This window comes from Fictibacillus sp. KU28468 (genome assembly GCF_026153615.1).
GTDB classification, from domain to species: Bacteria; Bacillota; Bacilli; order Bacillales; family Fictibacillaceae; genus Fictibacillus_C; species Fictibacillus_C marinisediminis.
Map to the genome: position 1 here is coordinate 423056 of NZ_CP110666.1, position 15229 is coordinate 438284.

The 15229-nt window shown below is 44.7% G+C and carries 14 protein-coding genes and 1 pseudogene; 12 read left to right on the plus strand and 3 right to left on the minus strand.

Annotated features, from left to right (window positions below; translation table 11 throughout):
* Nucleotide 1: 1 nt before the first annotated feature.
* From rbsC to OKX00_RS02175, 4 genes are all read left to right on the plus strand, one after another.
* Entirely contained in the window at nucleotides 2-946 is a 945-nt protein-coding gene (rbsC, locus tag OKX00_RS02160; RefSeq protein WP_265409223.1) for a ribose ABC transporter permease, read from the plus strand.
* A 102-nt stretch (nucleotides 947-1048) separates the two neighbouring features.
* Nucleotides 1049-1975, plus strand: coding sequence for a ribose ABC transporter substrate-binding protein RbsB (rbsB, locus tag OKX00_RS02165; RefSeq protein WP_416054288.1), 927 nt, complete (start codon nucleotides 1049-1051; stop codon nucleotides 1973-1975).
* A gap of 413 nt (nucleotides 1976-2388) precedes the next feature.
* Nucleotides 2389-3609 carry an NO-inducible flavohemoprotein gene (gene hmpA / locus OKX00_RS02170; protein WP_265409224.1) on the plus strand — a complete coding sequence of 407 codons (1221 nt, stop codon included), beginning with the start codon at nucleotides 2389-2391 and terminating at the stop codon, nucleotides 3607-3609.
* 318 nt (nucleotides 3610-3927) lie between these two features.
* A complete protein-coding gene (locus OKX00_RS02175; protein ID WP_062237202.1) occupies nucleotides 3928-4668 on the plus strand; it encodes an STAS domain-containing protein in 741 nt (246 codons plus the stop codon).
* Here OKX00_RS02175 and OKX00_RS02180 read toward each other — a convergent pair.
* Entirely contained in the window at nucleotides 4665-4823 is a 159-nt protein-coding gene (locus OKX00_RS02180; RefSeq protein ID WP_265409225.1) for a hypothetical protein, read from the minus strand. The two genes, OKX00_RS02175 and OKX00_RS02180, sit on opposite strands and share 4 nt — an antisense overlap.
* Nucleotides 4824-4893: 70 nt before the next feature.
* Nucleotides 4894-5907, minus strand: a complete 1014-nt coding sequence (locus OKX00_RS02185) for a substrate-binding domain-containing protein (protein WP_265409226.1) — start codon at nucleotides 5905-5907, stop codon at nucleotides 4894-4896.
* A gap of 310 nt (nucleotides 5908-6217) precedes the next feature.
* Between OKX00_RS02185 and OKX00_RS02190 the strand changes: the two genes are divergently transcribed.
* The 6 genes from OKX00_RS02190 to OKX00_RS02215 all read left to right on the plus strand — a co-directional run bounded on the left by OKX00_RS02190 (nucleotide 6218) and on the right by OKX00_RS02215 (nucleotide 11530).
* Entirely contained in the window at nucleotides 6218-7540 is a 1323-nt protein-coding gene (locus tag OKX00_RS02190; protein ID WP_265409227.1) for an ABC transporter substrate-binding protein, read from the plus strand.
* Nucleotides 7540-8421, plus strand: coding sequence for a carbohydrate ABC transporter permease (locus OKX00_RS02195; protein WP_053356625.1), 882 nt, complete (start codon nucleotides 7540-7542; stop codon nucleotides 8419-8421). The genes OKX00_RS02190 and OKX00_RS02195 overlap by 1 nt, the downstream gene beginning before the upstream one ends.
* Complete coding sequence (locus OKX00_RS02200; RefSeq protein WP_053356626.1) at nucleotides 8408-9238, plus strand: carbohydrate ABC transporter permease; 831 nt, start codon at nucleotides 8408-8410, stop codon at nucleotides 9236-9238. The genes OKX00_RS02195 and OKX00_RS02200 overlap by 14 nt, the downstream gene beginning before the upstream one ends.
* 14 nt (nucleotides 9239-9252) lie before the next feature.
* Nucleotides 9253-10194 (plus strand): MTP-1 family protein, encoded by a 942-nt coding sequence (locus OKX00_RS02205; RefSeq protein WP_265409228.1) that lies wholly within the window; start codon nucleotides 9253-9255, stop codon nucleotides 10192-10194.
* Between the two features lie 12 nt (nucleotides 10195-10206).
* Nucleotides 10207-11265 carry a BtaManbiosPhlase gene (locus tag OKX00_RS02210; protein WP_265409229.1) on the plus strand — a complete coding sequence of 353 codons (1059 nt, stop codon included), beginning with the start codon at nucleotides 10207-10209 and terminating at the stop codon, nucleotides 11263-11265.
* A 61-nt stretch (nucleotides 11266-11326) separates the two neighbouring features.
* Nucleotides 11327-11530, plus strand: coding sequence for a hypothetical protein (locus OKX00_RS02215; protein WP_265409230.1), 204 nt, complete (start codon nucleotides 11327-11329; stop codon nucleotides 11528-11530).
* A gap of 210 nt (nucleotides 11531-11740) precedes the next feature.
* Here the strand turns inward: OKX00_RS02215 and OKX00_RS02220 are convergent, their stop codons facing one another.
* Nucleotides 11741-12928 carry an Ig-like domain-containing protein gene (locus tag OKX00_RS02220; RefSeq protein ID WP_265409231.1) on the minus strand — a complete coding sequence of 396 codons (1188 nt, stop codon included), beginning with the start codon at nucleotides 12926-12928 and terminating at the stop codon, nucleotides 11741-11743.
* 555 nt (nucleotides 12929-13483) lie between these two features.
* On the opposite strand from OKX00_RS02220, the pseudogene OKX00_RS23285 reads away from it, so the two are divergent.
* Both OKX00_RS23285 and OKX00_RS02230 read left to right on the plus strand, forming a co-directional pair.
* Nucleotides 13484-13669, plus strand: a pseudogene (locus OKX00_RS23285) (glycosidase); the annotation flags it as partial.
* 507 nt (nucleotides 13670-14176) lie between these two features.
* On the plus strand, nucleotides 14177-15181 hold the full coding sequence (locus OKX00_RS02230; RefSeq protein WP_265409232.1) for a Slp family lipoprotein: 1005 nt from the start codon (nucleotides 14177-14179) through the stop codon (nucleotides 15179-15181).
* Nucleotides 15182-15229 lie beyond the last annotated feature (48 nt).

The following is a 15229-nucleotide window of genomic DNA, read 5'->3' on the forward strand; positions in this document are numbered from 1 at the left end:
CATGTCAGCCTCAACACGAAAGATTAGTATATTTCAGAAGCTCGGTCCGCTCATCGGACTCGTCATTATCTTGATTGTTCTATCCATCTTAAGTCCGGAGTTCTTCACGTTAACGAATATCCTCAACGTGCTTCGGCAGGTCTCCATTAACGCGCTCATTGCGTTTGGACTGACATTCGTCATCTTAACGGGAGGCATCGACCTTTCCGTTGGTTCGATGCTGGCACTGTCCGGAGCGATCACAGCCGGACTGATGGCTGGCGGAACAGACCCAGTTATCGCAATGCTGGCAGGTCTGGCTGCGGGTACTGTAATGGGAGCCATCAACGGAATCATTATCAGCAAAGGGAAAGTGGCGCCGTTCATCGCGACACTTGCGACGATGACCATTTTCCGAGGTTTGACGCTCGTTTATACCGAGGGAAAACCGATCACCGGCCTCTCGGATGATACGAGCTTTGTCTGGATGGGACGTGGGTATTTCCTTGGAATTCCTTTCCCGGTCATCTGGATGCTGCTCGCGTTCGCGGTCCTCTGGTTCATCCTGAAAAAGACGACCTTTGGAAGAAGAACGTATGCAATCGGTGGAAACGAGGAAGCATCATTGCTTTCAGGTATTAAAGTCGGCCGAATCAAAGTCATGATCTACTCGCTGACCGGGTTGCTGTCCGCGTTTGCCGGCATCATTTTAACGTCACGTCTGAATTCTGCACAGCCAACGGCAGGTACAGCGTATGAACTCGATGCCATCGCAGCTGTCGTGCTTGGCGGGACAAGCCTTTCCGGTGGTAAGGGCTGGATTTTCGGTACATTAGTCGGTGCCCTCATCATTGGTGTACTGAACAACGGCTTGAACCTATTAAACGTTTCATCCTTCTACCAGCAGGTGGTTAAAGGCGGAGTAATTCTGCTCGCAGTGCTGATCGATCGGAAGAAGGCGGCTTAGATTATTCGAGAAGGTTCGGTGCCAGGCACCGCAATTACACACTTGTGTAACGTCGGTGCCTGGCACCAAACAAACTGCAAACAAAAAAAGGGAGGATTTACGATGAAAAATATGTTTAAGAGTTTAATTATTCTAGTCATAGGGGCTTTGATGCTTACGGCTTGTTCCACAAAAGCGCCGGGAACAGATGACAGCAAGAAAAAGGGCAAGGGTGATCTAAAGATTGGTCTTTCCGTTTCAACATTAAATAACCCATTCTTTGTTACGTTAAAAGAAGGGGCTGAAAAAGAAGCAAAGAAAGCTGGCGTACAGCTGAAAACAGTAGATGCACAGGATGATTCTGCCAAGCAGGTCAATGACATCGAAGATTTGATCCAGCAAGGCGTGGATGTGCTTCTAGTGAACCCAACAGATTCAGCAGCGATCTCTTCAGCGATTGAATCAGCGAACAGTGCCAACATTCCGGTCATCACGGTTGACCGCAGTGCAGAAGGCGGAAAAGTCGTTTCTCACATTGCATCAGATAACGTTAAAGGCGGCCAAATGGCCGGCGACTATATCGCGAAACAGCTTAAAGGAAAAGGTAATGTAGTAGAGCTTGAAGGAATCTCTGGATCTTCTGCAGCGCGCGAGCGTGGAGAAGGCTTCCATAAAGCAGTCGATAAAGAAAAAGGCATTAAAATCGTAGCGAAACAAACAGCAAGCTTTGACCGTGCTAAAGGATTGAACGTTATGGAAAACATCCTGCAGGGCAACAAAAAAGTAGATGCGGTGTTTGCTCATAACGATGAGATGGCGCTCGGAGCGCTTCAGGCATTGGAAGCAGCCGGTTTGAAAGACGTCGTTGTTGTCGGATTTGATGCAACGGACGATGCGCAAAAAGCAATCAAAGAAGGCAAGATGGCGGCCACTGTTGCACAGAAGCCTGAGATGATCGGTTCCGAGGCGGTTCAAACAGCGGTCAAAGTGAACAAGGACGAAAAGGTAGAGAAGTTCGTTCCGGTCGATTTGGATCTAATTACGAAATAACAAAAAACGGTGCCAGGCACTCCAATTACACAAGTGTGTAATAGAGGTGCCTGGCACCATTTCTATTTCCGGGGAAATTCCACAATTTTTGCATGAAAATAACAAAAAGAATGAGCAGCTCGGAGATGTTTGATACGTTCTACGATTCAAATTCCACCAAAACACAACGCAAAATTAAACCTATGTTTTACTAATGCTAAAATTTTTTCTGGAATTTGATCCCGGCATAAAAGGAAGTCCTATGCATGGCTTTATGACAATCCGGGTGCTGCTAAATTCTATTTTTGAAAGTATTACGAAATTTTTTATAAAGGTAAAACCAAAGAGAAGACAGGAAAGAAGTCGTCTATCGGTAAATTAGTGGGGCATATTAGTAAAATCCGATAAAAATTTTAACATGGAGGATACCTTACATGCTTGATGAAAAAACCATTAATATCGTACAATCAACAGCTCCTGTTTTAAAAGAGCACAGTAAAGAAATAGGAAAAAGATTTTACAAACTATTATTTGAAAAAGCTCCTGACTTACTTAACATCTTCAATCAAACCAATCAAAAAAGAGGTCTCCAGCAGGAAGCATTAGGATATGCGGTTTATGCAGCTGGAGAATACATTACAAATCTGGATACTCTTAAACCAGTTATTGAAAGGATTTCACAGAAACATCGGGCCATTGGAATAAAACCTGAACAATATCCTGTTGTAGGTGAAACATTGCTTCAAGCAGTAAAAGATGTTCTTGGTGATACTGCAACAGATGAAATTATTGAAGCGTGGGGTAAAGCATATGGATATATTTCTGACGCTTTTATAAATCTCGAGAAAAAACTTTACGAAGAAACAGAACAACAGCCAGGAGGCTGGGAAGGATACCGGGCTTTTTACGTAGATAAGAAAGTAAAGGAAAGTGAAGAGGTCACTTCATTTTATTTTAAGCCTAAGGACGGGAAAGCAATTGCTTCATATAAAGCTGGTCAATATCTTACCGTTAAGGCAGAAATTCCTGGTGAGAAATACACGCATATTCGCCATTACAGCTTATCTGAAGCACCTGGTAAAGATTACTACCGCATCAGCGTTAAGCGTGAAGATGAGCATGGTGGTTCTCCAGATGGAATTGTTTCAAACTATCTGCATCATCACATTCAATCTAGTGATGCACTTCAATTTTCTGCCCCTGCTGGTGATTTTGTTCTCAACAATGATCATTTACCAATTGTGCTGATTAGCGGAGGAATTGGAATTACTCCTTTATTAAGTATGTTAAATACAATCGTCGAAGAAAAAGCACCAAACCAAGTTACGTTCATTCATGCAACAAGGAACAGCAAAACACATGCATTTAAAGAACATGTGAAGCAATTGGAAAATGATTGTGAAAATGTAAAGTCATATATTTGTTATAATTCACCAACTGAAGAGGATAAAAAAGCCAAAAATTATGAGAAAGAAGGATATATTGATTTGGACTTCCTCCAATCCATCCTCCCTACAAAAGAGGCTAATTTTTACTTCTGCGGTTCCATTCCGTTTATGGAAGCGATTATTAAAACCTTGAATGAATGGGAAGTTCCCAAGGAACATATCCATTACGAGGTTTTTCGTCCGGTGGCAATATTGGGAGAAGAGTAGAATTTTATTGAGTGCATTTACATTAAGAATTTAAAAATATGAGCCTGTAGGAAGTTGGCTTTTCAAGAAATGCACCTAAAGTATACTTTGATAAATGGCGGAGCATGAAGACGCTCCGTTTTCTCTTGCGCCTTCCATAAAACTGCGAATTTCTTTGTTGCCTTGATATCCTCAGAACCTCATTTGGTTCATGCCAAACTCCGTTCCTCGGAATCTCCTGCTCCTCGAACTTCTTGTTTCTTGAGCCGCGCTGTCTTGGTGTAAAAAAATAGTGTTTTGTTTTATAATAAACCTATGCCAGTTTAAGGAGATGCTTGCATGCATCAAGTACCATTTGATCTATCTAGTACCGATGTTTTGAACAGTATTGGTGAAGTCATCATTCTTGCAGATAAAGAGTATAAAATTATATGGATGAATATAAAGGCGAAGGAGATTTTGGGAACGATTGCTCCGTATTATGGCCTTTCCAGTTCAGATGATTTTATAGGTTTGAATATGGACTATTTTCACAACAAGCCTGATCATCAACGCAGAGTAATGGGACGGCTCGAGGGTGGACATAGGGCAAGGATTAATATTAAAGACAAAGTGATTGCAGATATCGTAATTACCCCCATTCGAAAAGAACAAGGTTTTATGGTTATGTTGATGGACGTTACCTCAAAGGTTGAAGAGGACAAGAGAAAAGAAAGATTAATTAAAGATCTTTCTGTGCCGATCCTGAATATTTGGGATAGAACGATCGCTCTAACGCTCATAGGAAGCCTGGAAATAGATCGCGGAGAACATATTATAACCACAGTTCTGGAAGAATGCGTAAAAAATGGTGTCAGGTTTGTAATGGTCAGTTTAAGAGGTATAACCACATTTGATGATAGTGTTAGATATAATCTAACCAAACTATATGACTGTCTAAATCTGATTGGGGTAGAGTGTGTTATAGTTGGCATTAATCCTGAATTAGCAATGAGCATACAGGAGTTAAATCAGATCCCAACATTTAAAGATGCTCATGCTGGCTTAAAATATATTATTTCTTTTGAAAATAATAATTAAATCATTGAGGTAAGAGCATCCAGGCGGGTGCTCTTTTGTTGTGGCCAGTGTTCCAGGTTAACCGTTGATTTTTCCTTTACCGGTGCCGCCGCATAAGCCGGCGTCATAAAGCAAAACATCAAAACAATAGGTAAAAGCATTCTTGCAGTTTTCATAATCATCCTCTTGGTGCCAGGCACCGCAATTACACACTTGTGTAACGCCGGTGCCTGGCACCAAAAAGAACTACCTTTTTGCCGTCGACTCCCGCACAATCAACTCCGCCGGAAGCAGCAGCTCAATAATCGGTTCATCCTTATAATGCATGCGCCATGTGAGCTGCTCTACGGCTTTCCGGCCATACAGCTCCAAATCAATATTCATCGTGGTGATCTTCGGGGTAGACAAGCGAGAAAGCATCCCGTTGTCAAAACTGCACACAGAAGCCTCACCCGGAACAGCAATGCCGTGCTGCTGCAGGGCAGATCTCACAAAAAAGCCAAACCCGTCATTCACGCAAAACCAGGCACTTGGCTGAACATCCAGTCCCTGCACGAGCCCGGTCACATCCTGATCATCCTCAAGAACGTCACTAAACACAAACCCCTCATTCAGCTCGATCCCATGCTCCTGAAGCGCGAGCCTGTAGCCCTCCAAACGCTCCTGATAACTCGGGGACAGTCTGACGTTTCCAACATAGGCGATGTCCCGGTGGCCAAGCTCGATCAGATGCTTGACCGCGGTATAGGCGCCGAACCGGTTGTTCGTCAGGATGGCATCCGCCTGAATCAAGGGATGGTGATGATCAATAATGACCGTCGGAATACCGGTCGCGATGACGGCGTTACTATACTCTGTGCTGATGTGCGAGAGAATCAAGACACCATCGACCTTGCCCTCTGCTATAAAGGAAGGAAGGACTAGATTGTCACGCGCCCGGGTATTGATCGACTGAATGAGCAGGTTCATCCCGCGTTCGGTCACTTCTTTTTCCACACTCAAATAAATTTCCCCGAAAAAGCTTTTCAGCGAGAAGGCATAATCCGAAGCGATCAGCCCGATGCTGCCTGTGCCGCTCCCAACCACACCAGCAGACACTGACGGCTTCCTCACACTGTATCCCATCTCTTGAGCTGTTTTTTCAACAAGTTGCCGAGTTGCTTCACTTACACCCGGTTTCCCCGACAGCGCTTGGGAGACGGAGTTTTTCGATATATTCAATGCATCTGCAATGTCCTGCATGGAGACCTTTTTCGCCATTGTTATTCAAACCTTTCAAATAAAATCATCATAAGGATTACACAAATTCATTTTGTCACGTTACAAATTTACTATAACCTAATCAAGCACTCTCGTAAACTGCAATAAGCAAATTCATCCAATTAATTTTCAGATAAAAAGAATTGACAGAACTTTTGTAATGATGTAAAACTGTAATTGTAAGGTTATTAATCACATTACAAAGTTACAAATAGAATAAAAAGTAATGTTTTTTCGACCGAGCAAGCGCAAAATTTTTTCATAGGAAATGACAGCGCTTACTCAAACTATCGTATTGGGGGATATTGTGATGAAAATGAAGAAGGCCGCATCACTTTTGCTTGGAGCGTCATTAACGGTTTCTGCACTGTCAGCCTGTTCGACCGGAAACCCGGCAAGTGAAGATTCATCAAAGAACGGCACCACCACGATTGAGTTCTGGGCAGCACCAAACCCGCCGCAGCAAGCGTACTGGAAAGAAACAGCCAAAGCGTTTGAAAAAGATCACCCGAAAATCAAGATAAAAGTAAGCCCGATCAAGGAAAGCCCGACTTCAGAAGCGAGCATCCAATCCGCAATCGCAGGTAAGGAAGCACCGACGATGTCCGAGAACATCAACCGCGGATTCGCGGCACAGCTGGCGGAAAGCAAAGCGATCGAACCTCTGAACAAGCTTGATGGCTACAATGACATCATCAAATCACGCAATATGAACAACACGATCAAAGGCTGGAAGTTCTCTGACGGCAACCAATACGTATTGCCGATCTACTCCAACGCCATGCTGTTCGGCTGGAGACTCGATATCCTGAAAAAACTGGGGTACAACGAGCCGCCAAAAACATACAGCGAAGTACTCGATGTAACGAAAAAACTAAAAGCGAAATACCCGGATAAATACTTGTGGGCAAAGCCTGACCTTGCCGATCCGACCGCCTGGAAGCGCTGGTTTGACTTCTTCATGCTTTATGACGCTGCGTCACAAGGCAACAATTTTATAGAAGGAAGCAAGCTTGTGGCTGACGATAAAGCCGGAGTGGATGTGCTGAACTTCATGAATGACATCCGCAAGGAAAAAGGCATCCTTACCAAGCAGTCGAAGGATCCGTTCGAAACAGGACTCGGCATCTTCACTGACATCGGACCGTGGACACTTTCTTACTGGGCAGAGAAGTTCCCGGAGATGAAATTCAATGAAACGTTCGCCTTGTCAACACCGCCAGTGCCGGACGGAGCCAGCACAAAAGATGTATCCACATTTGCTGATACAAAAGGTCTTGTGATCTATTCCTCCGCTCCTGAAAACGAGAAAAAAGCAGCGATGGAATTCATGAAATGGGTGTATTCAAAACCTGAAAATGATGTGAAATGGATGGAGAAAACGAACCTTCCGCCTGCACGCGACGATTTGGCGTCCAACGATTCGTTCAAAGCGATCTTTGACAAGAATCCTGCGCTCAAGCCCTACGCAGAGGCCATTCCGAACGCCGTGCCGTCCATTGATAACGCGAAATACAACGAACTTCAAACCTATATTGGCCAATATGCCGTCAACCCTGTAGTAAAAGGGGAAGTACAGCCGAAGAAAGGCTGGGAAAAGATGAAGCAGGCCATTGAGGGGGATCTCAAGTAATGAGAACCAAGCATAATAACAGATTGGGCTGGCTATTCGCCAGTCCTTACCTTTTATATGGGCTGATCTTTTTCCTGATTCCGCTCGGCTGGTCGTTCTATCTGTCGATCACCGACTGGAATTTGATCGCTCCTGTTTTTCATCATGTCGGCTTTGACAACTTCATTAAAGCACTGCAAAGCCCGGGCGTTCATGCCGCATTTATTGTCACGTTCAAGTTCATGATCGTGTTCGTGCCGATGGTCATCGCGTCCTCACTGATCGTGGCGCTCGTAGTTCACGGTTTGCCGCGGTTCAAAGGCTTGTTCCTGATCGGCTTCTTCCTGCCGTACCTGGCATCCGGCGTTGTATCTTCCTTTATCGTAAAAGGATTTCTTTCGTACAACAGCCCGGTCAACACATTCTTGCGCAGCTCGTTCGGACTTGACGTGAACTGGCTCGGAACACCGTTTTCAGCCCTCCTGGTCGTTTCCATAATCATGGCCTGGAAGTTTACCGGCTACTACGCGCTCATCTTAACGTCAGGCTTTGAATCAATTTCCAAAGAAATTTACGAAGCGGCAGCCATCGATGGCGTAAACGGCTGGCAGCGCTTTTGGAGAATTACCTTGCCGCTGCTGTACCCGGCTCTTTTTACGACACTCATCCTTTCGATCGGCGTGACCTTCGGGATTTTTACCGAGGTATACCAGCTGACAGGCGGAGGGCCGAACTTCGCGACCAACACGTGGCAGATGGAGATCTACAAGCAGGCGTTCCAGAACCTGTCCGCCGGCTATGCATCCGCCGTTGCGCTCATCGCGTCCGTCGTTACGTTCATCTCGATCTTTATCATTCGAAAATTTTTAGAAATGTGGGGGAAACGAAATGGTTGGACATAAGAAAAATACGCTCATCATCCGTTATATCATCGCGTTTCTGCTGCTGTTCGTCATGGTTTTTCCGTACCTCTATATGGTCCTGAACTCGTTCGCCGACTGGAACCAGGTGGACCGAACCCTTATTCCGTCTCACTTCTCGCTCCGGTCATATGAATGGCTGCTGAGCGGGGGCCAGTCCGCTGAACCGCGGCCATGGATCCGTGCCTTTTTCAACAGTTTGATCGTTTCAACCGGGTCCACGGCTCTCATGATGGTGACCGGTATCATCGTGGCTTACTCGCTCGCCAAGCTTCAGTTCCGCGGGCGGAATTTCCTGAACAACGCCATCCTGTTTCAAATGTTTTTCCCGGCGATCATCCTGCTCGTGCCGACGTTCCTCATCATCCAGCGCTTGGGGCTGTACGACTCCTACTGGGCGATGATCCTTCCGAAAGCACTGAGTCTGTGGGCCGTCTTCATGTACACGAACTTTTTCCGGGCAATACCCGACACGTTTATTGAAGCGGCTAAACTGGACGGCGCGTCCGACTGGCAAATCATCTTCCGGATCATCCTGCCGATGTCGAAGTCGATCACGATCGTTGTCTTTCTCTTCCTGTTCATGGAACGCTGGACCGAGCTCCTCTGGGATATGCTCGTGGTCAAAAGCGACAACATGCTGACCCTGAACGTGCTTCTGTCGCAGATGTTCGGGCCATACGGCGGCTATCCGGGACCGATGTATGCGGCATCCGTGATCCTTACCGTGCCGATCATCATCCTGTTCCTGTTCTTTGCCAAAAAGTTTAAAGAAGGCATGCAATTCACACTGAAATAAGGAGGGACAATCCTTTGGAATTAGTTAAATCCAACGTAAAAACATGCAGCGAACTGCTTTCCGGCTACGAGAAAAAAGATAAGCCCGGAGATCCCGAAAAACTGCTGTTTGAGGGCGTCGGCAACAATGACGTATACAACATTACCGCACCGTTTGAAGACGATGGCGAGCTGGTCATCGCTGGCAGAGTAGAGGCGCGTGACAGTGAGAAATCGGAAGTTTATTTTTTCATAAAAGCAGGGGAGACATGGGTTCCGAGAGAGGGAGCAACAATCTATCAGCTTCAGGATCCATTCATTACACGCATCGCTGGCGATCTCGTCCTAGGCGGCGTGCAGACCTTTCCGCATCCAAGTATCGAAAACGCCCTCGGCTGGCGGACTGTTTTTTATAAAGGAAGCAGCATCAATACTCTTCAAGAGTTCTTCAAAGGGCCGGATGGCATGAAGGACTTGCGGATTGCCGAGCTGTTGAACGGATCCATCGCTGTTTTCACAAGGCCTCAAGGCGAAAAAGGCGGAAGAGGGAAGATCGGCTTCACGCTGGTTCCTTCCTTGGATGACCTGACGCTTGCGGCCGTCGAAAACGCACCGCTCTTGGAAAATCAGTTTACAGACGAGGAGTGGGGAGGGGCAAACGAGCTGCATATCCTCTCCAGCGGATTAATTGGCGTGCTTGGCCACATCGCGAGCTTTGATTCGGAAGGCAACCGCCATTATTACCCGATGCGGTTTATCTTGGACCCGAAAACAGGAGAGCACTCGGATATCGAACTGATCGCCGTAAGAGATGACTTTTTGGAAGGAGCGTCAAAGCGCCCTGACTTGGTGGATGTGGTGTTCAGCGGCGGCTTGGTGCGGAAGGAAGACGGCACCGCCGACTTGTACGCCGGCATCAGTGACGCAGAGGCCCATAAGCTGACGATTCAAGACCCGTTCCTACCCTATGAGAGATAAGGAGACTGCAGCATGAATGTATATCGATATGATCAGAACCCCTTAGTAACACCTAGTGATGTTAAACCTCACCGTCTGGACTTTGAAGTGATCGGTGCCTTTAACGCCGGCATCGCCCAGTACAAGGATGAAGTCATCATGCTTCTGCGTGTAGCCGAACGCCCGGTGAGCGAGGACCCTGAGATCGTGAAGGCTCCCGTTTTTAATGTGGAAAAAAATGAACTCGAGATCCTGGAGCTTCAGCTGTCTGATGAAAGGTATGATTTCGAAGATCCGCGTGTGATTCGGAAAGCCGGCTCGGAGCAATTTGTCTACTTAACTTCTTTATCCTATCTAAGGATTGCAAGGAGTAAGGACGGGCGGGAGTTCACCATAGATCCCGAGCCGTTCATCTATCCGTCCAACGACCTCGAAACGTTCGGCATTGAAGACCCGAGGATCACAAAGATCGAGGACACGTACTATATCTATTACAGTGCGGTTTCACCTGTCGGAGTAGGAGAATCGCTCGTCTCAACGAAAGATTTTAAAAACGTGGAGCACCATGGCATGATCTTTGCGCCGGAAAATAAGGATGTCCTCATCTTCCCGGAAAAAGTGAACGGAAAATACTACGCTCTTCATCGCCCGGTACCAAAAAGCACGGGCGCGCCGGAGATTTGGATCGCTGAGTCGCCAGATCTCTTTCACTGGGGCAACCATAAATACTTGCTCGGATTGCGTGATGGCATGTGGGATGATGGACGAATCGGCGGAGGCGCCGTTCCGATCAAGACGGAAAAAGGCTGGCTCGAGCTGTACCATGGTGCCACAACAGACAACCGCTATTGCATGGGTGCTGTCCTGCTCGACCTCAACGACCCGTCCAAAGTTATCGCCCGTTCGGAGACTCCGATCCTTGAGCCAGAAGCAGACTACGAAGTGAACGGCTTCTTCGGCAACGTCGTGTTCTCCTGCGGTGCGTTGGTGGAAGGTGATACCGTGAAGATGTATTACGGTGTGTCGGATACGTCGATGGCGTGTGCGGAGCTCAGTTTGAGTGAGATTTTGGCATCATTAACTGAAAAATAATAAAAAGAACGGTCCTGAAAAGTTCAGGGCCGTTCTTTTCTTTAGGCTGTTTTCGTAACTTTTGCTGCTCTTGGGAGTGGTTGATTTCCGTTTCAGGATGCCCGCTTTTACCGGCGTAAACGCCTACTTTCGCGGGGCGTGCGCTGAGCCTTACCGGCGCCAGCGCCTGCGGGTCTCACCTGTCACGCTCGTCCCGCAGGACAAGGAAGGCTTCGGCAGCGTTATATCGCACGAAGAAAATGTGAAATTCATTTTCGAGGAGTAGTCTCGCACCTTGCACTCCAATCAACTTGTCAATGAAGGTTCATTAAAGAAATTCTCCCAAAAGCAACAAGCTACTAAAAGAATTTGCATGAAAAAGCCTGCCAGAAGGTCAGTTTCTACTGATTTTCTGGACAGCCTTTTTTATAAATTCTTGAAGGTTTTTTATATACTCAAGCCGATTACAAACGGAAAGTGGGTACTTTTAATAAGTTTAGTGTTTTACAACAGTAGTCGTGGCAGCTGCGCTCACATTCCCAGCCTTGTCTTTTGCGACTGCAGAGATCTTGGTGCCTTTCTTCTGCGCCTTGATCTTCACTGAATAATGTCCTTTAGCGTCGGCTTTTGCGGATCCAATCGTTTTACCTTTAACTTTCACATAAACTGTTGAATTGCTCTCCGCAGTACCTTTTACCACCTTATCGTTGTCATCCACTCTGTTAATTTTTGGCTTGCCTGGCGGAACGACATCGATTACGGTTACCGTTGTGGCTGCACTAACGTTTCCTGCGGCATCAGTAGCTGTAACTGATAATTTCGTCCCTGCTTTTTGAACAGGAATGCTAACAGAGAAGGTTCCCTTGGATGAAACTTTTGCCGATTTAAGCGTTTTACTGCCGGCTTTCACGGTTACAGCTGAATTCGCTTCAGCTTTTCCTGTAATGACCTTGTCGTTATTGTCTATTTTGTTCACGATTGGCTTAGCCGGTGCCGTCGTATCTGCCATCTGACCCAATAAGACATAAGCGTCATCGGAAGTGTTCATGAACGCCCCCTCATCGTTATCTAGAGCACCTATGTAGTAGGTTCCAGCTTTATTCACTTGATAAGCTTCATAGAGAACACCGTCTTCATACGCTGCGTCTAAGGGTTTCAGGTTACCGTTCTCTTCAAAATTATATTCGGCTGCAGCGTACAGCAGATCGATGTTGGAGTAATCTGACGTTGCAGATACGGCTGCGCCTGCTGTTAGGAATATTCCTTTTGGTAATTTTATAGAATAAACGTCAACATCATAGTCAGGGAGCAACTGGCCAGCCATGCCTTCGTTTAATGACATCGTGTTGGCTAGTGGAAAATCATCGTTAGGCTCAGACTCCAGCACAAAATCCACATCGCCTTCACCTTTCAGACTGATCGAATGGCTGCGGTTTGTCTGTATACCTTTGAGCGATTGAAGGGATTTCATGCCGTCTAACCGATGGGAAGCCTGCCTTTTGAATGAAGCCAGTGTGTGAGAATGAAGGTATCCTTGTTTCATGGATGGTTGATTCAGGATTTGGTTAGTTAGTGCCTGTTTTGTTCCCTCATATTGATTGGTTTGCGCGTGTACGGAGTTTACCGAAAGTGAAGAAGCTAATAATCCTGCACCTACTAGTGAAAATATCCCTTTTTTATTCATCTCAACTCTCCCTTTTAGGTAATTAAAACTATTACCATAGTAACCTGAATGCTCCAATAATTTCCACAAATACTTTTCTACAAAACTATACAAAAAAAGTTTTTGACAAAACAAAATCCGACTCCTAAAGGAATCGGATATTTTAAAAGAATTAACCAATCCCGTACAGCCCTATATATTTCTTGATAACGTCAAGGCGAGTACTTCGACATAAAAATGCTCGGATTTCGCATAGTCTGAATAAAGAATGGCGGCATGATGAATGTTTCAGCATAAAGGTCCTCCATGATGATAAAAGTTACAAAATCAAGTCCTGCATTACGTCTTATAACACTGCCTGTCGTCTTTAGTCAGTATGGAGTATTCCACTTGCTTAGAGGTATCTGCGTAAGGATTTGAAAGGATAAAAAGTAACTTCTTCATCGCGATATAATTATCCTAATTAACGGCAGCTACGAGTAATTCTTTCACCTGGTGGTTGTGTAGAATGACAGTGGGGTTGCTGTTCTTCAAAGAATGACATTTAGACTGCTTTCCTCTCCTTAAATGCCATTTACCAAGATCGATGAGACGTATTATATCTACTTCAGTGCCTGCTTACCGGTTGGGGTGGAAGAGTCGATGATTTCCACAAAAACCTTCAAAACCATTGAACACCACAGCATGATCTCCGCGCCTGAAAATAAGGATGTCCTTATCTTCCCGGTAAAAGTGAACGGAGAATACTATGCCTTTCACCGTCGTCGAATTCTCATATGGCGCGCTAGTAGAGGGAGATATCGTTAAGATGACATCGATGGCGTGTGCGGAACTATGTTTGAGTGAGATGTTGGATTCATTAACTGAAAAATAAAAAAATAATAATAAGAACGGTCCCGATGATGTTCAGGGCCGTTTTTTTGTTGTAGATGTATTCAACTGTATTACCCATCAATTATATTTATCTTGGTGAAAACGCTCCTCCTAATAATGTTTTATAGGAGTAAAATCGCTTACAAGAATGATTTTCACTTACTTTTATATTGTGAGAGGAACACTTTCCTGCACTGTCGAACCTGAAGCAGAAGTGAACGGTTCTTCGGCAACGCCGTATTACTATACTTTCGTGGGCTTCAGGAAATAAACAAAAGTAAATAAAAAGAAATTTTATTAATATAAGGTAATTCTTCAAAAATATATTCGCAAATGATAGTTTAGGTGTAAAATTATTCAGATACAATTTAATAGTCATCAGGGGGAATACAGACGATGTTTACTTTTTTTACAACCATTAGTGTTATGGTTGGAATATTTTTCTTATTTTTAGCTATTAAAGCTTATATGGGTGACAATGAGTTTATGAAATGGGTAGGTTATATGATTCTATCCTTTGTTATTGCCTTCATTTTTTCATGTATGAGCATCAATACAGTGCCGGTAAGTGGAACAGATCATAAACAGGCTTCCAAGAAAGAGGTGAAGCCTGTGAAAAAGAAAACCTTATATATAAAGCAAGAGCAGGTGACCTATGATAAAGCTAAAGATACCGTTGTGTTTTCTGGAAAAACGAATTTGAATGACGGTACCGAGGTCGGTGTAGGTATTGAAGACAAAGATACGGATGAAACGTATGGTGGCGGGGGAAAAGTTAAAGACGGAAAATTCACTGTAAAAATGGGAGAAGAATATTACCTTATCGAAAATGGAAACTATGAAGTATCCGCAACTGTTTATGTTGATACAGCAAACAACCTGAAGTTTCCTGAAAAATACGGTCATTACAATACATTTCATCAAAATTACAAAGTATTAAAGGGTGAGATTGTCCCTGATGGCAAGCATTATAATATGGGGTTTTATCACTTGGGTAAAATAAAAATTACAAATGCCCATACGAAAGAAGAAGTAGAAAAGTATGATGAAAGCCTTAAAAAGCAGGAAGAGCAAGAAAGAAAGCAAAGTGCCAAAACGATACGGTACGGCGAACTGGAGAAGAATCCTGATACCTTTAAAGGGGATTTTGTTAAATTCCAAGGTCAGATCGTTCAAATAATGGAGAAAGATGGCTCCACTGATATCCGTTTAGCCGTTACGAAAGCCTCTTATGGTTATGATATTAACGATATAGTCTATGTAACCTACTCAGGCACAACACCTTTTATAAAAGATGATACAGTTACAGTGTATGGGACGATTGAAGGTTCATTATCTTATAAATCCCAGGCTGGCTTTGAAATTACCGTCCCTCATTTAGAAGCGGAAACGGTTGAATAAATTACTTAAAAAATGAAGGAGGCTGATCCTGATGCTCACATTAAATGA